The 22,841-nt window shown below is 59.0% G+C and carries 27 protein-coding genes and 1 riboswitch; of the genes, 7 read left to right on the plus strand and 20 right to left on the minus strand.

Going from position 1 to position 22,841, the window contains the following annotated elements:
- Window positions 1-18: 18 nt before the first annotated feature.
- From SD70_RS16810 to SD70_RS16830, 5 genes are all read right to left on the minus strand, one after another.
- On the minus strand, window positions 19-216 hold the full coding sequence (locus SD70_RS16810; RefSeq protein ID WP_041048692.1) for a YwbE family protein: 198 nt from the start codon (window positions 214-216) through the stop codon (window positions 19-21).
- Window positions 213-1,499: a DEAD/DEAH box helicase gene (locus tag SD70_RS16815; protein WP_041048693.1), complete on the minus strand. Its 1,287-nt coding sequence runs from the start codon at window positions 1,497-1,499 to the stop codon at window positions 213-215. The genes SD70_RS16810 and SD70_RS16815 overlap by 4 nt, the downstream gene beginning before the upstream one ends.
- A gap of 275 nt (window positions 1,500-1,774) precedes the next feature.
- A complete protein-coding gene (locus tag SD70_RS33480) occupies window positions 1,775-2,533 on the minus strand; it encodes a hypothetical protein (protein WP_052487548.1) in 759 nt (252 codons plus the stop codon).
- A 31-nt stretch (window positions 2,534-2,564) separates the two neighbouring features.
- Complete coding sequence (locus SD70_RS16825; RefSeq protein WP_041048694.1) at window positions 2,565-3,143, minus strand: hypothetical protein; 579 nt, start codon at window positions 3,141-3,143, stop codon at window positions 2,565-2,567.
- Between the two features lie 112 nt (window positions 3,144-3,255).
- Window positions 3,256-3,864 (minus strand): TetR/AcrR family transcriptional regulator, encoded by a 609-nt coding sequence (locus SD70_RS16830; protein WP_041048695.1) that lies wholly within the window; start codon window positions 3,862-3,864, stop codon window positions 3,256-3,258.
- A 188-nt stretch (window positions 3,865-4,052) separates the two neighbouring features.
- Between SD70_RS16830 and SD70_RS16835 the strand changes: the two genes are divergently transcribed.
- Window positions 4,053-5,312, plus strand: coding sequence for an MFS transporter (locus SD70_RS16835; protein WP_041048696.1), 1,260 nt, complete (start codon window positions 4,053-4,055; stop codon window positions 5,310-5,312).
- Between the two features lie 305 nt (window positions 5,313-5,617).
- Window positions 5,618-6,295: a TerC family protein gene (locus tag SD70_RS16840; RefSeq protein ID WP_041048697.1), complete on the plus strand. Its 678-nt coding sequence runs from the start codon at window positions 5,618-5,620 to the stop codon at window positions 6,293-6,295.
- A 19-nt stretch (window positions 6,296-6,314) separates the two neighbouring features.
- On the opposite strand, the gene SD70_RS16845 is transcribed toward SD70_RS16840, so the two are convergent.
- From SD70_RS16845 to SD70_RS16870, 5 genes are all read right to left on the minus strand, one after another.
- Entirely contained in the window at window positions 6,315-6,695 is a 381-nt protein-coding gene (locus tag SD70_RS16845; RefSeq protein WP_041048698.1) for an MmcQ/YjbR family DNA-binding protein, read from the minus strand.
- Between the two features lie 28 nt (window positions 6,696-6,723).
- Complete coding sequence (locus SD70_RS16850; RefSeq protein ID WP_041048699.1) at window positions 6,724-7,794, minus strand: permease; 1,071 nt, start codon at window positions 7,792-7,794, stop codon at window positions 6,724-6,726.
- Between the two features lie 106 nt (window positions 7,795-7,900).
- Window positions 7,901-8,680 (minus strand): ABC transporter substrate-binding protein, encoded by a 780-nt coding sequence (locus tag SD70_RS16855; protein ID WP_041048700.1) that lies wholly within the window; start codon window positions 8,678-8,680, stop codon window positions 7,901-7,903.
- A 182-nt stretch (window positions 8,681-8,862) separates the two neighbouring features.
- On the minus strand, window positions 8,863-10,299 hold the full coding sequence (locus tag SD70_RS16860) for an NAD(P)/FAD-dependent oxidoreductase (protein ID WP_041048701.1): 1,437 nt from the start codon (window positions 10,297-10,299) through the stop codon (window positions 8,863-8,865).
- Window positions 10,300-10,350: 51 nt separating this feature from the next.
- Window positions 10,351-10,449, minus strand: a riboswitch (purine riboswitch).
- Window positions 10,450-10,571: 122 nt separating this feature from the next.
- Window positions 10,572-12,140, minus strand: a complete 1,569-nt coding sequence (locus SD70_RS16870) for a glycosyltransferase (RefSeq protein WP_231571257.1) — start codon at window positions 12,138-12,140, stop codon at window positions 10,572-10,574.
- A 736-nt stretch (window positions 12,141-12,876) separates the two neighbouring features.
- Between SD70_RS16870 and SD70_RS16875 the strand changes: the two genes are divergently transcribed.
- Complete coding sequence (locus tag SD70_RS16875; protein WP_041048703.1) at window positions 12,877-13,098, plus strand: DNA-binding protein; 222 nt, start codon at window positions 12,877-12,879, stop codon at window positions 13,096-13,098.
- 52 nt (window positions 13,099-13,150) lie between these two features.
- Here the strand turns inward: SD70_RS16875 and SD70_RS16880 are convergent, their stop codons facing one another.
- The 4 genes from SD70_RS16880 to SD70_RS16895 all read right to left on the minus strand — a co-directional run bounded on the left by SD70_RS16880 (window position 13,151) and on the right by SD70_RS16895 (window position 16,357).
- Window positions 13,151-13,885, minus strand: coding sequence for an HAD family hydrolase (locus tag SD70_RS16880; protein ID WP_041048704.1), 735 nt, complete (start codon window positions 13,883-13,885; stop codon window positions 13,151-13,153).
- Complete coding sequence (locus tag SD70_RS16885; protein ID WP_041048753.1) at window positions 13,886-14,440, minus strand: chromate transporter; 555 nt, start codon at window positions 14,438-14,440, stop codon at window positions 13,886-13,888.
- 21 nt (window positions 14,441-14,461) lie between these two features.
- Complete coding sequence (locus tag SD70_RS16890) at window positions 14,462-15,784, minus strand: 5'-deoxyadenosine deaminase (RefSeq protein ID WP_082053435.1); 1,323 nt, start codon at window positions 15,782-15,784, stop codon at window positions 14,462-14,464.
- A gap of 66 nt (window positions 15,785-15,850) precedes the next feature.
- Window positions 15,851-16,357: a hypothetical protein gene (locus SD70_RS16895; RefSeq protein ID WP_041048705.1), complete on the minus strand. Its 507-nt coding sequence runs from the start codon at window positions 16,355-16,357 to the stop codon at window positions 15,851-15,853.
- 137 nt (window positions 16,358-16,494) lie between these two features.
- Between SD70_RS16895 and SD70_RS16900 the strand changes: the two genes are divergently transcribed.
- From SD70_RS16900 to SD70_RS16910, 3 genes are all read left to right on the plus strand, one after another.
- Window positions 16,495-16,677 carry a hypothetical protein gene (locus SD70_RS16900; protein ID WP_041048706.1) on the plus strand — a complete coding sequence of 61 codons (183 nt, stop codon included), beginning with the start codon at window positions 16,495-16,497 and terminating at the stop codon, window positions 16,675-16,677.
- A 29-nt stretch (window positions 16,678-16,706) separates the two neighbouring features.
- Window positions 16,707-17,180: an acyl-CoA thioesterase gene (locus SD70_RS16905; protein ID WP_041048707.1), complete on the plus strand. Its 474-nt coding sequence runs from the start codon at window positions 16,707-16,709 to the stop codon at window positions 17,178-17,180.
- Window positions 17,181-17,291: 111 nt separating this feature from the next.
- On the plus strand, window positions 17,292-17,954 hold the full coding sequence (locus SD70_RS16910) for a deoxynucleoside kinase (RefSeq protein ID WP_041048708.1): 663 nt from the start codon (window positions 17,292-17,294) through the stop codon (window positions 17,952-17,954).
- A gap of 80 nt (window positions 17,955-18,034) precedes the next feature.
- On the opposite strand, the gene mug is transcribed toward SD70_RS16910, so the two are convergent.
- On the minus strand, window positions 18,035-18,598 hold the full coding sequence (gene mug / locus SD70_RS16915) for a G/U mismatch-specific DNA glycosylase (RefSeq protein ID WP_052487556.1): 564 nt from the start codon (window positions 18,596-18,598) through the stop codon (window positions 18,035-18,037).
- Between the two features lie 97 nt (window positions 18,599-18,695).
- On the opposite strand from mug, the gene SD70_RS16920 reads away from it, so the two are divergent.
- Window positions 18,696-20,015: an MFS transporter gene (locus SD70_RS16920; protein ID WP_041048709.1), complete on the plus strand. Its 1,320-nt coding sequence runs from the start codon at window positions 18,696-18,698 to the stop codon at window positions 20,013-20,015.
- 58 nt (window positions 20,016-20,073) lie between these two features.
- On the opposite strand, the gene SD70_RS16925 is transcribed toward SD70_RS16920, so the two are convergent.
- From SD70_RS16925 to sigW, 5 genes are all read right to left on the minus strand, one after another.
- Window positions 20,074-20,472 (minus strand): hypothetical protein, encoded by a 399-nt coding sequence (locus SD70_RS16925; RefSeq protein WP_041048710.1) that lies wholly within the window; start codon window positions 20,470-20,472, stop codon window positions 20,074-20,076.
- Between the two features lie 20 nt (window positions 20,473-20,492).
- Complete coding sequence (locus SD70_RS16930) at window positions 20,493-20,900, minus strand: disulfide oxidoreductase (protein WP_041048756.1); 408 nt, start codon at window positions 20,898-20,900, stop codon at window positions 20,493-20,495.
- A gap of 17 nt (window positions 20,901-20,917) precedes the next feature.
- Window positions 20,918-21,652, minus strand: a complete 735-nt coding sequence (locus tag SD70_RS16935; RefSeq protein ID WP_231571258.1) for a DsbA family protein — start codon at window positions 21,650-21,652, stop codon at window positions 20,918-20,920.
- Between the two features lie 68 nt (window positions 21,653-21,720).
- Window positions 21,721-22,200 (minus strand): DinB family protein, encoded by a 480-nt coding sequence (locus tag SD70_RS16940; RefSeq protein WP_041048713.1) that lies wholly within the window; start codon window positions 22,198-22,200, stop codon window positions 21,721-21,723.
- Complete coding sequence (gene sigW / locus SD70_RS16945) at window positions 22,197-22,802, minus strand: RNA polymerase sigma factor SigW (RefSeq protein ID WP_052487549.1); 606 nt, start codon at window positions 22,800-22,802, stop codon at window positions 22,197-22,199. The genes SD70_RS16940 and sigW overlap by 4 nt, the downstream gene beginning before the upstream one ends.
- Window positions 22,803-22,841 lie beyond the last annotated feature (39 nt).

A 22,841-nucleotide genomic window follows, 5' to 3' on the forward strand; every position in this document is an offset into this window, starting at 1 on the left:
TTTGCGTAAGCCGAACGGTTATGGCGTCACAATCGCTTTCACGCGCCCTACTTGGCCGCTCTGCAGCCGCACTTTGATGCCGTGCGGGTGCGTCGGCGAATTCGTCAGTATATCTTTGACGACGCCGCGCGTCAGCTTGCCGGTCGGCTGATCTTGCTTGAGCACGATATCGACCGTCAGTCCGGGCCGGATGTTCGCTCTAAGCTGCCCGTTCATCGCGGATTCCGCTCCTTTCGCTTGCGTATGCCGAATTTCGGCTTCGGATTGGCGGCTCCGCGCCCGCCGGCCGTCCGCAGCCCGCCTTGTTTGCGCTGCTGCCCGCCGGGCCCGTTCCGGCGCTCGGGTCCGCCCCGCTCGCTCCGCTGCTCCGGCTCGCGGAACGCCGCAGCCGATTTCCGCTCCAGCGCTGTTCCGATGCCCTTCTCTATCGCCTGCACGAATGCGCTGTCGCGCGGCGCGGCAAGCGTAAAGGCGAAGCCGCGCTGGCCGGCTCTGCCGGTGCGGCCGATACGGTGAATGTAGCTGTCGGCATCGTGCGGGATGTCATAGTTGAACACGTGCGTCACCCCTTCGACGTCCAGCCCCCGCGCCGCCACATCGGTGGCGACGAGAAGCCGGATATCGCCGCTGCGAAACCGGCGCATGACGTCTTCGCGCCTCGCTTGCGTCAAGTCGCCGTGCAGCTCGTCCACGTTCAGTCCGTGTGCGCGCAGCGCTTCCGTCAGTTTCTTGGCGCGAATTTTCGTGCGGCAAAAAATGACGGCGAGGTAAGGCCTGTACCGTTTCAATAGATCGAGCAGCGTCTGCTGCTTGGCGCGGTCCGTCGTTTCGACGAGCGTTTGCCGGATCGCTTCCAGCGTGATGTCGCGTCCCCGCACACGCACATCGGCAGGCTGGCGCAAATAGGCTGCCGCCATGCGCCGCACAGGCTCTGGCATCGTTGCCGAAAACAGCAGCGTCTGCCTGCTCGTCGGCGTCATCCGCACAATGCTTTCGACCTCGTCCAAAAAGCCGAGCGCCAGCATTTGGTCGGCCTCGTCGAGAACGAGCACCGACAGCCGGGACAAATCAATCGTTTCCCGCCGCAAATGGTCGCCCAGCCGCCCCGGCGTGCCGATAATGACGTGCGCACCGCTGCCCTGCAGCCGATGCGCCTGTGCCACAACGTCCTGCCCGCCGTAGACGGGCAGCGAGCTGATGTCGAGCGCCGGAGCCAATTTGGCCACTTCGCCGTAAATTTGGATCGCAAGCTCTCTGGTCGGCGTAATGATGAGCGCTTGGCTGTACGGCTTATCCGGATCGACTCGCTGCAAGAGCGGCAGCACGAAGGCGAGCGTTTTGCCGGTTCCCGTCTGCGCCTGTACGATCGCATCGCGGCCGGCAAGCAGCTCCGGAATCGCTTGCGCCTGAACGGGCGTCGGCGTGGTCAGCCCTTGCTCGCGCAGCGCCGCAACCAGTTCGCCGCGTACGCCCAGCGCAGCGAAATTCATGTCCGTCATGATCGTTCACAACCTTTTCCTTTTGGCCGGCATATTGTTTCCTATTGTACCCGAGCCGCGGTCCGAAACCAAATCCGGGTCAAAGATTTCAAGCTGCCCGAGAAAGTATGTCTGCGCTGCGGATCGGAAATGTGGGTCTCCGGCTTCGCCACACTCGTGTTCCATCTACTATGAAACAATGGTTGGAACACGAGTTCAAAGGCGCACGCTACGCTCCAAGGCCTACATTTCCATCCTTCGCTCCGCCTTTCTCGGGCAGCCGGAAGCTCTGCTCCTCAAGCTTTGTCCCAGCTCGGATCGTATTCGTAAGCGATGGATTCGTTGTTGAAGTCGGGGTTGTCGAAATTGCGGTCCGGAACCCCCCGCAGCGTCCATTCGGCGCCGCGCCACGCGACTGATGTTTCTTCTCCCAGCACAACCCCCGCCGCTTGCAGCTCGATGAGCCTGCCGACGAGCGATGTGACGTTCGCTACCGACGCTTCGGGAACGGAGCGAATGCCGATGTCCGGACGGCCGAACTTTCTCATCCCGCGCGTATGCAGCCATGACGTGCCGGGCGCTTGCTGCGTAACGAGAAATGAAACATGGTCAAGCGGCTCCAACCGCTCAGCAAAGAAAAACGTGTCGGTCCATTCCTGCGGCGTATGCCAACGCAGCGCATTTCCGTCAAACACCGCAGCCGCGTTTTGTTCCAGCATGCACTGCACGATTCCGACCGTGTTGCGCAAATAGTCGAGGCTTCTATCGTGCTCCACCGTTCCGACCGCAACGAGGCAGGACGGCGCGCGAATGACGCCGCGGAACACGTCGTCGCCTTTTTCCCGCAGCAGCTCCCCGATCTGGTTCGAGTAAAAGGCGGACAAATACTCCCCGTGCTCCGCCGCATGATATTGCATGAATTGAAGTCCTGCCGGAATTTCGTTCACGCGGTGATGTTCTTCGGATATGCGCATCTGTTCGAAGCGGGCACCGAATACGGCAAAGAAGAAAAACGGCTTGCTGCCGCTCTGGTACAAAGGGCGTTCCCAATTCATGCAGTCGACTCTCCCTGGTTCTGTTATGCGATTATGCTACGCCTATTATATCGGTTATGAGCGACAACGCAAGCAGCGCGGCCATCAGCCCGCCTGCGGCCCACGCCGCCCGCTTGCGCCCTGCCGGGACGGAAGCGGCAATGTTGCGGCTGTACAGAACGGCTCCGGCGGCGATAAGCAGCACCTCCAATCCGGCGCTGACGGCCGGATACTTCCATAGTCCGAAGCCGAGCAGCGGCAAACCGTCCAGATGACCCGGCAGCAGCGGCAGATCGGCGCGGTGGACAATGAGGTCGAGCAGCCAATGACTAAACGTGACGCCGCCGATAATAAGGCCGCTGCGCTTTCGCCATTTCAGCTGTGCGGCGATGCCGGCAAGCAGTGCGATCAGCAGAGCTCCGACGAGGGAATGCGTGTAATCGGCGTGGATGACGGACTGCCCGTACCCTGCAGCATCTCCGGACACCGGCTCGATCGTTTCCCGGCCGGATAAAAGCAGCGGCACAAAAGCAACGTCAAGCAGCTGCGTGCTCAGCATGAGCGCCCAAAGCGGCACGTCCGGGGTGCGCGATTTGACGGCGGCGGCGATGCCAAAATGTCCTGCAAACATGTTACGCCCCCTCCTTCCCGGCTTTTGCGCGCAGCCTCGCATCGACCGTGCCGCATAAAACCGTAAACAACAATACGAAGACAATAAAGTTCATCGGAAGTCTCCTCTCCTTTTACACGAGCGGGTTAGAGTTAGACGCATGCTCCCGTTGCTTGTTCTGCAGTGCGCGCATGCCGGACACAAAGGCTTCCAGCAGCAGTTGCAAGGTGACGTTCAAATCGAGCGGCAAGCCGAAGCCGCCGCGCTGCTCCAGCGTCGCGAAGCCGTGGCACAGGCTGCGCAGCCCGCGCACCGCATGCAAAAGGCCGTCCGGGGTAAGACGGTATGCCTGGAAGCAGCGAATCGCCAGCTCCACGATGCGGCTTTGCGCCTCATCCAGCTCTTTATCGTCCGGGTCTGGGGGCAGCAGCGACGCTTCGTATTGCCCGGGATGCGCGCGCACGAAGCCGACGTATGCTTTACCGAGCGCTATGACGGCATCGTCGCCGGCTTTGCCGACAGCCGATTGTGCAAGCGCGTCGTACATCCGTTCCAATGCATGCAAGGCGAGTGCCCGGCGCAACCCCTTCAAGCCGTGCACATGGTTGTATAGCGACGGCGATTTGACGCCGAGCGTTTGCGCGAGACGGGCTAGGGACACTGCCTCCAGCCCCTCGCAGTCGGCGAGCTTCGCTGCCGTATGCAGCAATACCGTTCGGTCGATTCCCGCTCGTGGAGACATGATGTTCACTCCTTTTTGACAGCAATCAGCAATTGGAAAACTAATAATGTTAGTTTTTATTTTACTAATGTCATTAGTTTTCGTCAACGATATTTTCAGTTTCTTGTTTACACCGGAACATTCGTTCGTTATGATAGTGGGAGGCACCAGCACGACCTGCCAACCGATCCGTTCAAGGAGAGACAACCGTGTTCCGTACTTTTTCCTCGCTGCCGCCGCAAATCCGTTTTTTTGCCGTGCTCATCTTCATTTATCATACAGGGGTATCTTTTATTTGGCCGGTGTACATGCCGTATATGACGCGAAAGCTGGAGCTTTCGGTCGCGCTGGGCGGAACTTTGCTGTCCGTTCATTACGCGCTGCAGTTTGCCGGCAACTTGGCGGGCGGTCTCCTATTCGACCGCTGGAAAGCGAAGACGACGATCGCGCTCTCTTCCGCCATACCGATGCTGTGTACGGTCGCCATAGGCTTCGGCGGCGGCGTGGCGGCGTATACGGTTTGCTTTATGCTGCTCGGTTTTTTCAGCGGATTTTTTTATGCGGTCATTAACGCCTGGGCGATCCGCATGTGGCCTTCCGGCGGGCGCCGCAACGCCAATCTCGTTTACGTCGCTCTCAATGTCGCGGGAGCTGTCGGCACTGCGCTAGGAGGCGTTACGGCGGCGTTTTCGTACTCGTTGGCGTTTTGGATCAACGCTGCGTTTCATCTCGCCTTTCTCGCGCTGTTTTACGCGTACTTCAGGTCGCGCTCCCTTGCCGGCAAAACGACTAAGAAGCCGGACAGCCAGCTTCCGGCGCCGCCCGCGCCAAACGCTGCCCACGGCAATTGGACGGCGCTTGCGCTCCTGAGTACAGGACTCATGGTCACATGGTTTATGTATACGCAGTGGCTGACCGTCGTTCCGGCCATATTTCAAAAACTTCAGCTGCCAGCTTATTCGTACAATCTGCTATGGACCATCAACGCCGTTATGGTTGTCGGCGCTCAGCCGATCGTCTCGAAGCTCATCGCCAAATGGCGCTTGTCGCTCAAAGCCCAGCTAATCACGGGTGCATGCATCTTCATCGTTTCTTCCGTCGTCATGGCCGAGGCGGCAGATTATGCCGGCTTTGTCGCGGCGATGGCAGTCATGACGTTGGCGGAGATGCTCGTATGGCCAAGCGTACCCGCTCTCGCCGCCGACTATGCCGAATCCGGCAAAGAAGGCTTCGTGCAAGGCGTCGTAGCGGGCGGCCCTACTGCCGGCCGGATGCTCGGGCCGATTTTGGGCGGAATGCTGTTCGAACATGCCGGCCAAACGGCTTCTCTGTACGCCTCGACGGCGTGTACGCTGCTTGGTGCCCTGTGCTTCTTCACCTTCATAGCGCTTGGCAGGCGCACAAGGCAGGCGGCCCCGCAGGCTGCGGCGAATACCGAATCTGCCGAACGGCGAAGCGCAGCGCCATGATCGTAAGAGCTTTTATCGCCCGGCGCAGGACGCGCGGACAAACGGCAACCGGTTGACACGCCCGCCTCTCCCCGTCTATACTACAACTAAGTTCATAGCGTCCTCCAAAGGGGAGTAGCTGTACAGGAAACGTCGTCAATTCGGGAGCCTTCGGTTCCCCGGCGTTACTGGCAACGATCACGTTGTTAGCAAGACCTTTGCCTATCTCGGGTAAAGGTCTTTTTCATGCGCTTCTCTGCAAAAAAAGCGGCCTTTACCCGACGGTAGAGGCCGCTTCATTTTTAACCCAAAAGGAGTGTTGGACGATGGAATGGTTTTCCGTGGATTGGTGGGCCGCGCTGCTCGGTATTATCGTTATCGATTTGCTGCTGGCCGGAGACAACGCGATCGTCATCGGCCTTGCCGCCCGCAACGTGCCGAAAGAGCAGCAGCGCACAGTCATCGCGCTCGGGACGATCGGGGCAATCGTGATTCGCATTGCGGCAACGGTGGCCGTCGTCTGGCTGCTGAAGGTGCCCGGCCTCCTTATCGCAGGCGGCTTGCTGCTCGTCTGGATTGCCTACAAGCTGCTCAGCGAAGAAAAGAAGCATGACGTAGCGGCGAAACATACGCTCTGGGCAGCGGTGCGCACGATCGTGATCGCCGACGGCATTATGGGCCTTGACAACGTGCTGGCCGTAGCGGGAGCGGCTCACGGCGACTTTGAGCTCGTGATCATCGGCCTTGTCGCCAGCGTCCCGATCGTCGTCTGGGGAAGCACGCTCTTTTTGAAGCTGATCGACCGTTTCCCGGCGGTGCTCTATATCGGCGCAGGCGTACTGGCGTTTACGGCGGCGAAAATGATTACCGGCGAGCCGCTGCTCGATTCCGTGTTCGACTCCGTCTGGCTCAAATGGGCCATAACCGCCGCCGTCGTCGCCGGCGTCCTTGGCGCCGGCCGCTACCGGCAAGTGCGGCGCCGCCGCAGCCCGACGGCCGCATAAGGACCGCTTGTACTGCAACCTAACGCGTTTGGACGAGCTTTTGCAGCTTTTTCGGCGCGACGATCATGTAGCTTTCGACAATGAGCTCGCTCAGCTCGGCCCAATCGGGCTCGCCGTGCATCGACACCCAGCCGTGGTGGCCGATGTGCGGCGTTTTCGAGTAACGGCCGGAAGCGATGAGCAGCTCCTGCGTCTCGCGGTCGGTTTTGACGGACAGGCCGGGCACGCCTTTCTCCCCGTTCTCCCCGGTAAAAATGAATGTTTTTCCGTTCACCCGGAACACCGTATGATCGAAGCCGTCGATTTCTTCCGTCACCTCCGGCAGCTTGGCGCAAATCGGCCGAATGCGGGCGAGCATCGCTTCGAAAGCCGCGGAGCGCGGACGATGGGGATGAGGCATATAACTTCCTCCTTTTTTTGCTGCAGGGTTACAGCCAAACCGCGGCGACGATGCCGCTGAAGACGCCAAGCACGACGACGGAGGCGGCGACGAACGCCAGCACGCGCGGCGGGAACGCCTTGCGCACCATGAGCAGCGACGGCAGGCTGACCGCCGGCAGCGTAATCGACAATGCCGCAGCCGGACCGGCGCCAAGGCCGAAAGCCATCAGCGTCTGGACGATCGGGATTTCCGCAGCCGTCGGGATGACGAACAGCATGCCGGCAATCGCGAAACCGATAATGACCAAAATGCTGTTCGACCATGCTTCGCCTACGACCGGGAACAGCCAAGCGCGGGCCGCCCCCAGCACAAGCACGGCGATGACGTACGCCGGGACGATATGCAGCGTCAGCGACCATAGCGTTTTCAGCCACCGCATCAGCAAAGGTCCTTCGCTTGCTTGCAGCCGCTCTTCCTGCTGTTTCTGTATCGCCTCCGGCAGCACAGTCGGCCCGGAGAGCCTGTTGGCGGCATAGCTGACGCCAAATACGAGCAGAATGCCGAGCAAGACGCGCAGCACGGCAAACGGCCACGGCAGCACGAACACCATGAACAGAATCGTGGCCGGGTTGAGCGTCGGGTTGCCGAGCCAGAAAGCGAGCGCCGCTCCTGGCGATACTTGCTTCTTGCGCAATCCGACGGCGAGCGGCGCGGCGCAGCACGTGCACATCATGCCCGGCAGCGAGAACAGGCCGCCGAACAGCGTGCTGCCGAAATTCGTGCGGCCGAGCGTGCGGCTCAGCCAGGCGGACGGGATGAGCACCTGCACGAGCGAGCCGAGCACGATGCCGAGCACAGCCGCTTTCCAGACGGAATTGTAATACGCTTTCGCATAATCCCAAGCCGCGGACCAGGACGGATCCGGGGCCGCCGGCTTCGCTCCGGTGACGATGGAGCCGCCGATCGAATGTTTCGCAGCGGCTTGAAGCGCCTTCAGGTAGTACGGGTACCACTTCACGTAAGTTAAACCGGCCGCGGCGATCAGGACGAACACCAGCACGGAAATGACCGTTTTGGCGTTGCCGGATTTGCGGCCGTTGATGGCTGCATTGTTCATGAGTTTGGTTCTCCTTTGCACTTTCATTCTCGTTTCCGGGGCGGGGGCTCGGCCGAAAGCGCGCCGGCCGCGGGGCGATCCGCCCTATCGTCGGTCCGGACCGGCTTCAGGCGAGCTCGCGGATGTGCTCGTGCAGCTCGCGAATGCGGTCGACAAGCGCGACGCCGCACTGCAGCACAGTGCTGTCCATCTCGACTACAGCACCTTGCCGTACGGCCGGGAGCTGGGCAAAGCCTGTACGGGCTTCCAGCTGAGCCCTTTCGAACGGCTTGCCGCACCATGAAGCGACGATCAGCTCCGGTGCGGCGGCAAGCACTTCCTCCGCCGTTACGACGCGGTTTTGCGCTTTGCGGCCTTGTAAGGCGCGGGTCCGGAAGACGTCCTCGCCGCCGGCGATTTCGATCGCGTCGCTGATCCACCCGGTGCCGCAAATGAGCGGGTCCATCCACTCTTCAAAATATACTTTGGGCCGGCGTCTCAGCTTCGCGGCGGCAAGGCGGACAGCGTCGAGTTCGGCCTGCAGCCCGGCAGCCAGCGCCTCCGCTTCGCGGCGCTTATCGAGCAGACCGCCGAGGATGCCGATCGTCCGGAACAAATCGTCCAGCCGGTGCGGATGAAGGTGCAGCACCGGAATGCCAGCTTCCGCCAGCTTCAGCGCCAGCTCCTTCTGCACGTCAAAACTTAAAATCGCCAGATCGGGCTCAAGCTTGGTCAGCTGGGCCAGATTGGCGGTCTTGAAGCCGGTCACTTTCGGCAGGCTCAGCGCAGCCTCCGGACGGGTCGTGAAGGCGGAAATGCCGACAACTCTGTCCAGCGCGCCAAGCCGGTCCAATAGCTCAGGCAGTTCGGCAACCGTGCAGACGATGCGTTGTACGGAAGTTGTCATGCTGCGGGCCTCCCCTTTCGTTTTCGGCTTTGTATGCGGGCGGCGGCAGCGGCGCTGCGCATCATATCGGCATGGTTCAAACGTCGTCTCTCCTCTATCGTACCGTTTCCCAAAAGATCTCTAACTATAATAAAACACTCTACCGGAAAAGGGTAGAGTGTTATTTTGCAACATTCGCAGTTTCAGCTTCCTCTCCGCTTCATGATGCCGCGGGCGATCCAGACGCCGGCCGCCCCTGCCTGCGCCAGTCCGCGCGTAATTCCGGCGCCGTCGCCGCCGCAAAACAGCCCCTCGATGTCGGTCTCGAGCTCCGTCGTCAGCTTCGGCCGCGCCGAATAAAACTTCGCTTCGACGCCGTAAAACAGCGTATGCTCGGAAGCGATGCCCGGCGTCACTTTGTCCAGAGCCTCGATCATTTCGATCAAGCTTTTCATCGTGTTGTACGGCAGCACGAGGCCGAGATCGCCCGGCACCGCTTCTTTCAGCGTCGGCTCGAGGAAGCCTTCGCGGATGCGCGCTTCCGTCGAGCGGCGGCCGCGCTGGATGTCGCCGTACTTTTGCACGATGACCCCGCCGCTCGACAAATCGTTGGCCCGCTTGCAAATTTCCCGGGCGTATTCGTTCGGCTTGTCGAACGGCTCGGTGAACGTATGCGAGACGAGCAGCGCGAAGTTCGTATTGCTTGAGCCGAGCGCCGGATCTTTGTACGAGTGGCCGTTCGCCGCCATGACGCCGCTATGGTTTTCCACGACGACGTGGCCCGACGGATTGCTGCAAAACGTGCGCACGCGAGTGCCGACGGACGTGTTGAAAATGAACTTGCCTTCGTACAGGTGCTCGTTGATTTCCCGCATGACAACATCGGACGTCTCGACGCGAACGCCGACGTCGACCTGGTTGTTCACCATCCGCACTCTGCGCTTCTTCAGCAGCTGCGTCAGCCATGCCGAGCCGTCCCGTCCCGGAGCTACGACAACGTGGTCAGCGTACAGCGTTTCGCCGTTTTTCAGCGTCACGCCTTGCACGCGCAGCTTGCCTTCCGTCTTCGCGGTGACGAGGTCTTCCACTTCCGTCTTGAACCGCATCTCGATGTTTTCCGCGAGATACGCGTAGATCGATTTCAGGATTTCCAGGTTTTGCTCCGTGCCGAGATGGCGCACTTGCGCCCGCAGCAGCTTCAGCCCGGCGGAATACGCCCGCCGCTCGATGTCGCGCACCGCGTCCGTCGTCGGATCGGTGATCGAGGTGGTCGCCCCGTGCCGCAAGTTCAACTCATCGACGTAACGGATCAGATCGAGCACCTGCGACGGAGGCAAATAGTCGGTCAGCCAGCCGCCGAATTCGGTCGTAATGTTGAATTTGCCGTCGCTGTATGCGCCGGCGCCGCCGAAGCCGCTCGTGATGGAGCATGCCGGCAAACAGCCGGCGAACTCCTTTTTGCCTGCCGGCGGCGGACACAGCTTGATTTGCTCCTCCAGAATCGGACAGCGGCGGTGGTGAATGTCGTGGCCTTTATCGATCAGCAGCACGCGCAGGTGCGGCGCCTTCAGCGTCAATTCGTAGCAGGCAAAAATGCCGGCAGGCCCGGCACCCACCACAATAACGTCGTAAGATTGCATCCGGTTCAAGCCTCCCTATACCTTGGAATGAAAAAAACCCGACTGCGGCGGGGTATGCGAAACCACCGTCGTAGTCAGGAATTTACGGTTCCTGGTAGAGACCCCCGATCCGATTATCGGGGATATACGAACATCCACATGTCATATCGACAAATGTAATCATAAGTGAAGGATTGCGATACGTCAAGATGTGATTGTTCGTTAATTTTCGATTTATACAATTCATCCATGAAAAATATCAGCTGGAACCTGCCATTTTCCGAACATTCTAGTCAGGTGTCGGTTTCTCTGAAAAACTCGTTGAAGTACGTCCCGCTAACGCCGGGAATGCGAAATCCGAGCGCGAACCCCGCCTCCGTAAGCATGACGAGACGCAAATGCAAAGAGCGTACACGGCAGCGTACGAGCCGCTCCAGCATCGCCCTGTCGCGGCGCCGGACGGCGGCGGACAGCGCCTCCGCGAACGGCTTGCTGCCGGCAATCGTGCGGTATAAAGGCAGCACGGCTTGCGCGATAAGCCGGTGCGCACTGGTGTTGAAACGGAATTGGGCCGTTCCCGGCTGCTGGCTCGTGCCGTTCGTATACTGCGCAATCGGCTGCGGGAAACGTACTTCGACGAAATAGCCGATGCCGTTTGTAGCGAAATCGTACCTTCTCCCCGCCCCCGGCAGCTCCTTTTGCAGCAGCTTTAGCAAAGCGTCGGGATCCGCTTGCCGTACTCCGCGCGACCAGCGTGCCGCATATTGCGGGTCAGCGGCGATTCGAACGTAGAACGGCACCATCAGCCGCGCCGTCAAACGAAGCATAGCCGCCGTCGGTACCCGTTTTGGCGATTGCTGAATTTTCTTTTCGTTGGGTCCGCCTCCTTTTCCGGCAGCTTGCAGAACGGTTTCATAAACGCGCAAATAGGCGGCAGTCATTTTGGCGGTCGTAAAGCGGCTGATCACATAGCGCCGCAGCCGCGCCGGCGACGGAAACCGGCCGGCCTTCACTTTGCGCGCCATTTCGCCGACGGTGCTGCATACGAGCTCCGGGAAACCGACCATCACTTCCGGCACAGAGCCTCTGCGCAGGGCGACGACCGGCGTCCCGCACGCCATTGCCTCGATCATCACCAGACCGAATGGCTCCTCCCAATTCGTCGGAAACAGCAAGCAGGCGGCGTGCTTCAGCAGCGACTGCTTGCGTTTGCCGCCGACCGCGCCGACATAGCGGATGTTCGGATTGCGGCGCAGTCGCGGGGCGATTTGCTCGCGGTACAGCCGCCGGTCTTTGATCGGACCGCAAATGATCAGCTTCTTCTTCGTCAGCTCGGCGATCCGGATCGCGCCCATAATTCCTTTTTGCCTCAGAATGCGGCCCATAAACAGCAAGTAGCCGTCCTTCCTGGCGCTGAACTCGTATTCGTGGGGATTGATGCCGTTGTATACGTAAAAGCCTCGCCCGCGGCCCATCATTTGACGGGCTCGTCTGGATACGTAGACGGGATTTTTGACCAGGCGCCTGACCGGCAGATGAAATGTGCAAACCGTCGGTACCGGCAGCCGCGCTTTACCGACGGACGAGCTGAACGTATGATCGTGGATGATCGTCGTGCCGAGCGGCAGCCGCTTCGCGACGAATTCGCCGATGCTCCGTTCGCGCAGCCCTGTTGGATACGGAATGAGATTGGCATTGGTCCGGCTTCCCTTGGGGGCGAACAGCGTCACCTTGAACCCGCGGCGGACGAGCTCTTCGGTCAGCTCGTACACGATCTTCTCCGTGCCGCCTTGGTTGACGGGCGGCAGCGGCAGCGCCTTCGGAGCGTTCGATATGACCTGCACGATGCTCCACCCTTCCATCTCACGTCCCTCCCTCGCCGCAAAATGAGTACAATTTCCACTCAGCATATGCCGCGAAAGTTAGCGAGAGCTGGATACTTACCCGTTGCATCGAAAAATGGACGCAGTCCCACGGGTGGAGAGGGAACCTCTTCATTTGAAAGGGCCGCTGGTACGTCCAAGGGACGCGAGGTTAGCAGAATGCAATACGGACTGGTCTCAAAAATTGAGGAAAATGGAGAAAGTAACGGGAGGTGTTCAAGCAGGCCAACCAAGTCGGATCGGAGGCTTGAACAGGAGAGTGATTTCATTTGGGGAACGCCGGCTGGTTGGCAAAGCATAGGCTAAGACGCGGATATCGCTGGGCAACTTTCTCCGCAGGCCTTAACGGAAGGCTGTTCCGCTATTGCCCGGGTGGAGGGGCGGCCGATCGTTCTTAACGGAACGTAGTTCCGCTATCGGCCCGAAACATGGGCAGTTCTCGCCAAAAATGCGGAGATAACGCACTCGCGTTCCGCTAATTTCGGGAAATATCCGGGAAATGTCCCAATAACGGAACAAATTTCCGCTAACCGCAAGGAAGGAACGAGCTGATTCCGGTACAACCGAAAGCAGACTTTCCATGCCCTTCGAAGCAGCATCCCAAAATGAGCAATCGATAAGAAATCATAGCCGCTGTGTCAAGCTATAATCGAGAGGAGCGTACATTCATCAGTTTATGAACATAACCCGTTTTTCCGGAGAAAGGAGAATCGGCATGACCAATAACAAAGAACTGCAGCCTAATAGCGACCTTCCGGCTGAACTAGCCAAGCCGGCACAGCGGGCACTCGCCGGGGCCGGATACTTCCGGCTTGAGCAGCTCGCGCAGGTTACAGAGGCAGAGGTTTTACAAATGCATGGCATGGGACCTAAAGCTCTCGTTCAGCTCCGTCGCGCACTCGCCGACAAGGGACTCTCCTTCGCCGACAAGCCTTGAGGGACATGGGCCCATTCGCGGCGGACGCCGCCTACGCAATGTCCCGGCCGTCTTAACGTTCCCGGCTCTGCAACAGCCCCGGCAACTCGCACAGCCGTTCGATCGAGTAAGCAGGCCGATGCTCGTCTCCTAGCGGCGAACGCCGCCGGTTGTACAAGCAAAAGTCGATTCCGGAGCGAACCGCTCCGGCGTAGTCGTCGCGCAGCGAATCGCCCACGAACAGCACTTCGTGCGGCTTCAGCCCGAAGCGTTCCAGCGCCGCATGAAAAATGCGCGGATCGGGCTTGGCACAGCCTGCCTCATCGGAGACGACGAGCGCCTCAAAATAATGCTCCATCCGCCCGGCAGCAAGCCGCTGCCGCTGCGCTTCGCCGATGCCGTTGGAGACGATAGCCAGCTTGTACGCGCCATGCAGCTGCGCTATCACCTCTTGCGCCCCTTCTTCCGGCACAAACAATCGGCAAAAATGACGCCAATACGACTCGGCCAGCGAACTCGCCTCATAACCGTCCAGCTTCAGCTCGGCAAACGCATCGCGAAACGACAGCTCCAGCACTTTGCTGATGTGCAGCTTCCGCTCGAACCGTTCGAGCCAGTACACGGTGTTGCAGCGGATAAAATGGTGCCGGAACTGCTTCCAGAACGAAGCGTTATCGGGATCGAGCCCATGCTCCGCGAGCGCCTCACGCATCGCAATTTCCTCAGAGCGGTCATAGTCCAGCAGCGTATTGTCGAGATCGAACAAAATCCCTTTGTAGACGATCGCCTTCTCCCCCTGCCCTGTCATTTACCCGCGGAAAAACACCGCTCCCAAAACAAGCGCTCCGACGATCCCCCATACTGCATTCACCTGCAAATATTGCACGGCGATAAAGTAAGCGGCGGCGATCAGAAACGGCAAAAAGCCGAATTTGCCGAGCGCCGGGGCCGATTGGAACGCATATTTGGCAAAATCGTAGGCGAGCATGGCCATCATGACGAAAATGACCGGCTGCACGCCCCGGACCATCCCTTTCACCACCGGATTGCCGCTCAGCTTGTTCATTACGCCGACAAGCGCCACCATGATGAGCGCCGTCGGTACGACGACGGCGGTAAGTGCGGCGCACGCTCCGAGCCAGCCTGCTACCTTAAAGCCGATATACGCCGCAAGCTTCGTTGCGATCGGACCCGGCAGCGCGTTGGCCATCGCCAGCGACTTGCCGAATTCCTCGTTGGACATCCAGTGAAAGTTGTTCACCACTTCGTTTTGATAAATCGGAATAATCGAAGGCCCGCCCCCGAAGCCGAGCATCGTTCCCCGGAAAAAGGCCACAAACAACTGCCAACATTGCAAAAGCATCGCGGTCAACCCCATCCCCGCCTAAATTCGCTTGAGCACTCGGGCTATCGCCGCATCCGCGCGGCGTAGCACGTTCGCTTTGTCGATGGTCGTATGCTGTCTGCCATCCAGCACGACGCGGCCGTCGATCCACACCGTGTCGACGTCGCCCCTTGTCGCTGCATACACAACCCGCGAGAACGGGTCCGCCTCATATGACGGATAGGTGTGAAAATCGGTCAAGTCCAGCAGCTGCAAATCGGCTTTTTTGCCGACCTCGATGCTGCCGATTTCGCTCTCCATGCCAAGCACCTCGGCCCCGCCCATCGTCGCCATGCGCAGTACCGTGCGCGCATCCATCACCGTCGGACCGTGCTGCACTTTCTGAATGTAGGCGGTCAGCCGCATTTCTTGGAACATGTCGAGATTGTTGTTGCATGGCGCTCCGTCGGCGCCGATGCCGACGCGCACGCGGCGCGCGAGCAGGTCCGGCGTTTCGGCAAGACCGGAAGCCAGCTTCAGGTTCGAGCCCGGGCAATGCGTTACCTTTACACCGCGCTCGGCGATAATCCGCTTCTCTTCGTCGTTTAGCCAAATCGAGTGCGCCAGAACGAGGCGCGGTCCGGCGAGGCCGATATGATCGAGGTAAACGACGTTGCGCATGCCGCGCTCACGCTCAACGAGCTCGATCTCGCCGCGGTTTTCCGAGGCGTGCGTATGTACGAGCACATCATATTTAGCGGATAAGTCGCGCACGCCGACGAGCAGCTCCTCCGTGCACGACACGACGAAGCGCGGGCAAAAGGCGTAGCGGATCCGTCCGTTCTCCTTGCCGTGCCACGCCTCCAGCAAATCGACGCTCTCCTGCAGCGAGCGGTCGGTGCGCTCCTGCAGCGCAGTCGGGACGTCCGTACCGTAATCCATCATCACTTTGCCGGAAATCGCCCGAATGCCGGTTTCACGGATCGCCTCGAACGCATGCTGCGTATGATGCACCGTCTCCATGTCGAGAATCGTCGTCGTTCCGCTGCGGATCAGCTCGCCGATGCCGAGCAGCGCGGACACGTATACGGATTCCTCGTCGTGCGCCGCTTCCAGCGGCCAGATTCGCCTCCTCAGCCAATCGAGCAGCTCGAGATCGTCGGCGCGGCCGCGAAACAGCGTCTGGCACAAATGAATGTGCGTCTGCACGAAGCCGGGCAGAAGCGTTTTGCCGCGCGCTTCGACGACCCGGTCTGCCGCCTCTTCTTCGAGGCATGCGCCGATGCGGGCGATGCGGTCTCCTTCGAGCAGCACATCGCCGACGAATGTGTCGAGCCGGTCATTCATCGTCATGACGGTCGCTTGGCGGATTAACGTTTTCAAGCAGTTCCCTCTCTCTATGTCCGTACTCTTCTATCGCGGTGTTTCGCCGCGGCTTGCGACGTCCGGTCACACCTTCAAGTCGTCTTCCAGCGCCAAGTCGAAGTCGTCGATATCGAACAGCTGCACCGGCACATCGGCTTCGAAGCATTTGTCGAGAAAATCGAGCTGGTCCGTTAGAAGCGGCAAATCTTCCTGCTGCGCCGTCAGCAGCAGCTCCGTCTCGACCGGATCGAACATTTCGCCGTAATAGGCGTTGTCGATCGCGTTGACGACGGTCAGCGTGACATGGTCGCTAATCAGGAACGGCGGGCTTTTTTTCCACGGCAGAGCGAGCGAACGCTCCAGCTTCTTCTTGTTGAACGATTCTTCGAAGAAAGCGATCAGCTCGGCGATTTTCTGCTTCACATGAACGTCCTCTTTCGGATCGGGCATGACCGGCTCGCCGCTGTCGCGCATGTCGTACAGCTCCATCACCGTGGAATACGGAATGACATATTCAACCGGTTTGCCCGGCACGAGCAGCTGCCCGTAAGTTGTCAGCATTACGGCTTCTATTACTATGCGTCGAGTCACCCTACGCAAATCCTCCTTGTTTGCTCATCGTGTTGCTGCAACACAAATATTGGCGTTATACCCCTTTCAGTTGCTATTATAGTATAGTCGCAACGAAAAATCATGCACCGCCCGCCGGTTATGGAAAGGAAGATCCGATGTCTTTCGTCATTATTTTGCTCGGCGTGCTGCTCAGCGGCTCGCTGTTCAGCCTGGGTTTCATGTCGCTCGTGAAGAGGCAGCGCTTGCTCGGCGTTGTGTTTATCGTGCTGTCGGTCGTTTTGTTCGTCTCCATGTTCGTTTTCATCAAGGAAGCGCCGCCGATTCAATCGCTCGACTAACATGTTTAACGCAGAGGTGAATTGCCGTCATGAACGCAAGCAGCGTCGATTTGTCGCAGTACCGGTTTTCCTCGCCGGCTAAAGTCCGATTTTGCGAAACGGACGCCAACGGCCATATGAACCACGTTACGGCCGTTATTTACATGGAGCAGGCGCGTACCGATTTCCTGCTCGGGCTTGGCCTGTTCGGCCGCGAGCAAGCGGAACGCAGCGGCAACACGTTCGTGCTCGCCGGGCAATCCGTCGCCTACCGGTCGCAAGCGTATTTCGGCGATCCGATTGATACGTACGTGCGCGTCTCCCGCATCGGCCGCTCGTCGCTCGATATGGAGTATGTGCTGCTCCATCGGCAGACGTCCGCCGTCATTGCGACGGGCACAAGCACGATGGTTCATTTCGATGTAAAGGAGCAGCGCAGCACGCCGCTCCCCGGCGATTTGGAGGGCCGCATTGCCGCGTTCGAAGCGTCGCTTCCGCCGGCGAAGCCGAGCGGGACGAGCTAGGGGCAGCCATTTTCATCCAGTGCCAATCTTTCTCTTACTTGCTATAATATATCAGTTGCTGACATAGTTACATAGGCACATCATCGTTTGGGTGAAGGAGAAAGGGGAAGCATGGCTGTGATCGTTGTCGGGGGTATGATTGGCCTGGGCAAAACATCTGTGGCAACGCTGCTCGGAAAAGCGCTGAACAGCGAAGTGTTTTACGAAAGCGTGGAAGGCAATCCGATATTGCCGCTGTTTTATACGGCTTCGGAGGAAGAGATCGAGCGCAAGCGGTATCCGTTCCTGCTGCAGCTGTATTTCTTGTCCGCGCGATTCAGTTCGATCAAGCAAGCTTTGGCGAATCGCCGCAATGTGCTCGATCGAAGCATTTATGAAGATTGGTATTTCGCGAAAGTAAACAAAGAGCTCGGACGCATCAGCGACCTGGAGTTCACGTTGTACGAAAATCTCGCGAACAATATGATGGAAGAGCTCGCGGAACTGCCGAAAAAAGCGCCGGACCTGATGGTCTACCTAAAAGGCTCGTTCGAAACGGTGCTGCAGCGCATCGCCTTGCGCGGCCGCAGCTACGAGCAGGACCCGGCTCTGGTCGAATATTACCGCACCCTCTGGTCCGGGTATGACGATTGGGTCATGAACTACTATGACGCTTCCGACGTTCTCGTCGTCGACATGGACAAAACCGACGTCGTGAACAACCCGGACGACGCCAAGCGGCTCGTCGCCGATGTGGAAGCGAAGCTTGCGCAGATCGCCGGCACGCAAGCGTAACCGGTTTCAAGGCAGCACCCGCTATAATCGCCCGGAATCCCCGTCTGCACGGATTCCGGGCGATTTTGCGTTCGTCCTTGTCATCGTCCGCCTTCGTCTCGTTCTTGCTCCTTAAGAGCAATGGTTCGCGGGGCGCCGCTTGCCGCCAACGCTTCGCCCAGCTGGCGGAAAATCGCCGCCATTTCTTCCACCTTCATCCGCACGAGCCCGCTTGACGAAGGGGCGACGAACTCGCGCACGCCGGCAACTACCGGCTCGGGCTGAAAGCCCCAGGCGACATTGCGGCGTCCGCTATATTGTTCGTACACGCCTTTGCCGACGAAGCATACGGCATAGGGCCGGTACGTTTCGATTTTGTGCCGCAGCTCCACCCTTCCCTGCTCGTACTCGTCCTTCGTAATCTCGTCAGCCGCCTTGGTCGGGCGCGCCACAATGTTCGTAAATCCGAATCCGAGCTCCAGCAGCGCTGCATCTTCCTCAGGCCTGTACAAACGCGGCGTTAGCCCAGCGAGATGGAGCAGCTTATAAAAACGGTTGCTCGGATTGGCGTAATGGTGCCCCGTCTCCGCGGAACGCAAGCTCGGGTTATAGCCGACGAACAGAACGCGCAGCCCTTCGCGCAAATGATCCGGTACTTCGGGCAGCATTTTGGCCCCCTCCTTCTATTTCCTCTGGTGCATCTTGGCTCTATGTTCTACAATATATGAGATACATACGCAAAATGCCGGGAGTGCTGACTGCATGGATGCCGTACGCGCGATGCTCAGAACCAATGTGAAGAACAACTTGCTGAACGGAATCGCATGGTCGATCGGCTTCAACTTCGTGACCCCGTTTATTCCGGTGCTCGCCGGCAAGCTTGGGGCGACGAACACCCATTTCGCTATGCTCTCCTCAATCCCCGCCTTGCTGACGATTATCGTCACGCTGCCGGCGTCGTACGCGCTTGACCGGTTTCGGCGGCAGAAGCCGATCGTCGCCGGTCTCATTTTGTTCAGCCGGCTTTGCTACTTGCTGATGGCTTTCATTCCGCTGCTCAAGCTCTCTCCGATCGAAGCGCTCATCGCCCTTGTCGGCGTTTACACGGCGACAAATTCCGTCATCAGCGTCGCCTATCAATCGATGATGGGCGAAATAATCCCTGTGTCGAACCGCAACCGCGTTTTCGCGCAGCGCAATATGTGGACCGGTTTCACCGGAATGGCCGTAGCGCTTGTGGCCGGTTGGGGCATCGACGAGCTGCCTTATCCTTACGGCTATCAGGCGGCTTTCCTGCTCGGTTTCGCCTCGTCGCTTGCCGAAACGTGGTACTTCTACAAGCTGCGCATTCCGAGCGAGGAGCGCCCCGTTTCTGTTGCCGCGCTGGCCCCTGCCGCAAAAGCCGGGCCGATCGCCGCGCCTGCAGGCGAAATGCCGGCCCGCCCGGGCAAACCGGCGTTGCTGCAGCGATTTTCTCACGGCGCAGGCAAGCCGTTTTACCTGTTTTGCTTGAGTGCGATTGTGTTCATTTTTGCCTGGCAGGCGGCGTGGCCCGTATACAATAAAGTCAAGGTAGTCACCCTGCAAGCGTCCAATTCTTGGATGAGCATCGATGCCGTTGTCGGCGCGGTCGGATCCATGCTTTCCTTTCCGCTGTGGGCGAGGCTTGCCGACCGCAAAAGCAACGGCTACGTGCTGTTTCTCTCGGCGCTGCTGCTGGCGACTAGCCCCTTCAATTGGATTTACGTCCCGTCCATGGTATGGGTATGCATCTACGATTTTGTCGGCGGCATCGCGACAGCCGGCTTCAATCAGTCGATTTTCAACCGTCTGCTCGAGCTCGTGCCGACAGATGGCCGCCAGCGGGCTATCGCGCTTTATACGACGGTGTCGCAAGTGTCAGCCATCTTTGCGCCGATTGTCGGCATGCAGCTGTACAGCCATATGCCGTATGCGGGCTGTATGGCTCTTCTGGGCGTCACGCGCGTCATTGGCTCCCTATGTTTCCTGCTCATCCTGCTGCCTATCCCGGTTCTGCTGGGCAAGAGAAAAGCGGCGAACCGCAAATCGATGCACGGCTAATGGAAAAAAGAGGTCCGCTCCGCACCGTGTGCGGCGTCGCGGCCTCTTTTTGTATGATCTACTCCGTCTGCACGATGTGCATGCCCGCATACTCGGTAATGAGCGCCAGCAAGTCGGGCAGCACCGGCATAATGAATTGCGCGCGGCCGAGCTGGAAAATGCCGCTGCGGTTATGCACCGTCGCTTCCCGCACGAAAAACTTGTAATGCTGAGGGCCGACGGCCACCGTTAAAATTTCGCTTTCGGCGCGTCCCCGGCCTGAGAACGTCATCGTCTGCGCTCCCTTCACCTCGAACGGGACGATGCCGGTAATGTCGGCCAGCTTGACATGATAATTGACATGAGGCTTTTGCAGCACGAACTCTTTCGTCGAGACGGTCAGCCCGAATTCATGTTTCTTGTGCGACATTTTCAGTTCGCCTTCGAGCGCCTTGATCCGGATAAAATTTTCGTTCATGCCGCTTCCTCCCCGTCGCTTTAGTTTTCGTCCGGCTCGCGTCTCGCCATTGCCAGGAAAACGATGATGAGCGCAAAAGCCGTCAGCGCCATCATCGGGATCGTCACGAATCCGTCCAAATAGTCGCGGTTGCAAGGGACGCCTACGGTGCACGGAGCCAGCCTCGCCAGCGCCGGGATTTTTTGCTCCAGCGTGTGATAGAGCGCGATAGCGCCGCCGATGACGGCGAGCGGCAGCGTGTACGGGATAATGCCCCGTTCCCCGCGGTAGGCGGCAATGCCAAGCAGGAGCGGCAGCGGGTACATGCAAATGCGCTGCAGCCAGCACAGCTTGCACGGCTCGAAGCCGCGAATTTCGCTAAAATACAAGCTGCCGAGCATAGCGACGACGGATACGACCCAAGCGAAGTAAAGCCCGTAGCGGCGCATCACGCTATTCACCCCGCTCACTTCGCTTTCTTCTGCTGCTCGATCAGCGACTTGAGCGCATTGTAATCGGAGAATTGTTCAAACTTAACGCCGTTAACAAACAGCGTCGGCGTGCTGTTGACCCCGTTGGACTCCCCGGAGCTGTACTGCTTGTCCACTTCCGCCTTGTACGTCTTGTTGTCGATATCTTTCCGGAGCTGATCCAGGTTGAGTCCGAGCTTCGCCTTGTCGGCGATGTCGACGAGCACGTCGGGCGTAGCCCACGTTTTCTTCTCGTCCTGCTGATATTTGTAAATCAGGTCGTAGTACGTCCAAAACGCGTCGTTGTTTTGATGATACACCGCTTGCGCCGCGTAAGCCGCCGTTAACGAATCGGGACCGATAAACGGAAAATTGCTGAAATACAGGGCGACTTCGCCGGTGTCGATGTAGTCCTTCTTCAAGCTGGGGTATACGTTTTGGCTGAAATACCGGCACGACGGGCATTTGAAATCGCCGTACTCGATAATTTTGACGGGTGCGTCGGCTTTGCCGATGACCGGCATATGCTCCGTCGAAATGTTCGCTTTCGCCGCCGAGCCGCCGGCGTTGCTGCCAGGCCGCGCAAACGCGACGAGCGCTGCAATCGCGACGACGACCGCCGCCGTAATCCAGATCAGCCTCTGCATTTGTTTGCGCTGCCGCTGCTCTTCGATTTTTTTGCGTTCGCCGTAGCTTAATTTCGGTTTCCCCTGCTGCTTTTTGTTGCCCACTTCGTCTTCCCCTCTCCTGGAATTTCCTTGCAGGAAAAAAGCTCCTTATGCGGAGCTTCGCGCCTTGCTTATGCCCGCTGCCCGGAAATCGCCTTGCGCAAGCCGCCGATGGCGCCCTGATGCAGTCCTTCGTGATACAAGCTGTGCAGCAAAATTTGCCCGATCGTCGCCAGCTCGAAGCCGAGCCGGACAAACGGCTTCTTCACCTGCTCCGCCAACCGGTCGCCGAGGTGTTCCCGAACGTAAGCCGGCTGCGCAGCGAGGCGCTCTTTGATCTCGGCCAGGCTCGGCGGCTGAACCGTCCATTCGGACGGGCGCGTCCTGCTGCCGAACAGCTTCAAGTAAGACGCCGGCAGCTGAGGCTGCATACCGGCGAAATTGACAGCCAGCTGCTCTTGCGTAATGAGAATGTGGCCGAGATTCCAACGAATCGTGTTCGGGAAGCCGTCCGGCTGCACGTCGGCCTGCGCTTCGTCGAGCGTATCGAAAACGGCCAGCGTAATGGCGCGCACCAGATCGACGTGCACGAGCAGCTGATCGCGGTTCATGCCAGCACCATCCCGCAAAGAACATGACGATGCTGACCGTGAACATGCGGCCCATTTTTGCGCAGCTGTTCGCGGCCGCGGTGCAGCCTGCTCTTTACTGTCGTTACCGGCATGCCGAGCAGCTCGCTGATTTCCTGCAGCGACAGCTCGTGCAAATAGTACAGCGTCACGACTTGCTTGTACTTATCGGACAGCTTGTCGATCACTTTGCGCATTTGCTCTTGCAACTCGCTTAACAGGATGCGGCTCTCCGGCGAAGCGTCGACGCTGGAGAGCTTGTCGTAAAACGGCTTCTCCAGATCGCCCGTCAGCCCGGCGTCGAGCGAATGGTCGACTTTCTTTTTGCGCAGCAGGTCGATGCACAAGTTTTTGCCGATGCGGTATATCCATGTCGAAAATTTCTGGTTTTCGTCGTAATGATTCAAATTCAAGTAAACGCGCATAAACGTCTCCTGCACGATGTCTTCGGATTCGTGGAGGTCGTGCAGCATCCGGTACGCGAGCCGGTGCAGCTTATCCTTATACAAATTGACCAGTTCCCTGAACGCCGCCCGGTCCCCGGTCCGCGACATCTGCACGAGCTGAACTTCGGCTACATTCATGACAATCCCTCCGTCATCGGGTTCTTCCTGTAACCCTCA

This window comes from Gordoniibacillus kamchatkensis, from assembly GCF_000829455.1.
Lineage (GTDB): Bacteria > Bacillota > Bacilli > Paenibacillales > NBRC-103111 > Gordoniibacillus > Gordoniibacillus kamchatkensis.

Bases quoted from the DNA above. Each gene is read 5' to 3' on its own strand.
- SD70_RS16810 (WP_041048692.1), bottom strand. From the start codon at position 216: ATGAACGGGCAGCTTAGAGCGAACATCCGGCCCGGACTGACGGTCGAT.
- SD70_RS16815 (WP_041048693.1), bottom strand. From the start codon at position 1,499: ATGACGGACATGAATTTCGCTGCGCTGGGCGTACGCGGCGAACTGGTT.
- SD70_RS33480 (WP_052487548.1), bottom strand. From the start codon at position 2,533: ATGAATTGGGAACGCCCTTTGTACCAGAGCGGCAGCAAGCCGTTTTTC.
- SD70_RS16825 (WP_041048694.1), bottom strand. From the start codon at position 3,143: ATGTTTGCAGGACATTTTGGCATCGCCGCCGCCGTCAAATCGCGCACC.
- SD70_RS16830 (WP_041048695.1), bottom strand. From the start codon at position 3,864: ATGTCTCCACGAGCGGGAATCGACCGAACGGTATTGCTGCATACGGCA.
- SD70_RS16840 (WP_041048697.1), top strand. From the start codon at position 5,618: ATGGAATGGTTTTCCGTGGATTGGTGGGCCGCGCTGCTCGGTATTATC.
- SD70_RS16845 (WP_041048698.1), bottom strand. From the start codon at position 6,695: ATGCCTCATCCCCATCGTCCGCGCTCCGCGGCTTTCGAAGCGATGCTC.
- SD70_RS16850 (WP_041048699.1), bottom strand. From the start codon at position 7,794: ATGAACAATGCAGCCATCAACGGCCGCAAATCCGGCAACGCCAAAACG.
- SD70_RS16855 (WP_041048700.1), bottom strand. From the start codon at position 8,680: ATGACAACTTCCGTACAACGCATCGTCTGCACGGTTGCCGAACTGCCT.
- SD70_RS16860 (WP_041048701.1), bottom strand. From the start codon at position 10,299: ATGCAATCTTACGACGTTATTGTGGTGGGTGCCGGGCCTGCCGGCATT.
- SD70_RS16870 (WP_231571257.1), bottom strand. From the start codon at position 12,140: ATGGAAGGGTGGAGCATCGTGCAGGTCATATCGAACGCTCCGAAGGCG.
- SD70_RS16875 (WP_041048703.1), top strand. From the start codon at position 12,877: ATGACCAATAACAAAGAACTGCAGCCTAATAGCGACCTTCCGGCTGAA.
- SD70_RS16880 (WP_041048704.1), bottom strand. From the start codon at position 13,885: ATGACAGGGCAGGGGGAGAAGGCGATCGTCTACAAAGGGATTTTGTTC.
- SD70_RS16885 (WP_041048753.1), bottom strand. From the start codon at position 14,440: ATGCTTTTGCAATGTTGGCAGTTGTTTGTGGCCTTTTTCCGGGGAACG.
- SD70_RS16900 (WP_041048706.1), top strand. From the start codon at position 16,495: ATGTCTTTCGTCATTATTTTGCTCGGCGTGCTGCTCAGCGGCTCGCTG.
- SD70_RS16905 (WP_041048707.1), top strand. From the start codon at position 16,707: ATGAACGCAAGCAGCGTCGATTTGTCGCAGTACCGGTTTTCCTCGCCG.
- SD70_RS16910 (WP_041048708.1), top strand. From the start codon at position 17,292: ATGGCTGTGATCGTTGTCGGGGGTATGATTGGCCTGGGCAAAACATCT.
- SD70_RS16920 (WP_041048709.1), top strand. From the start codon at position 18,696: ATGGATGCCGTACGCGCGATGCTCAGAACCAATGTGAAGAACAACTTG.
- SD70_RS16925 (WP_041048710.1), bottom strand. From the start codon at position 20,472: ATGAACGAAAATTTTATCCGGATCAAGGCGCTCGAAGGCGAACTGAAA.
- SD70_RS16930 (WP_041048756.1), bottom strand. From the start codon at position 20,900: ATGCGCCGCTACGGGCTTTACTTCGCTTGGGTCGTATCCGTCGTCGCT.
- SD70_RS16940 (WP_041048713.1), bottom strand. From the start codon at position 22,200: ATGAACCGCGATCAGCTGCTCGTGCACGTCGATCTGGTGCGCGCCATT.
- sigW (WP_052487549.1), bottom strand. From the start codon at position 22,802: ATGAATGTAGCCGAAGTTCAGCTCGTGCAGATGTCGCGGACCGGGGAC.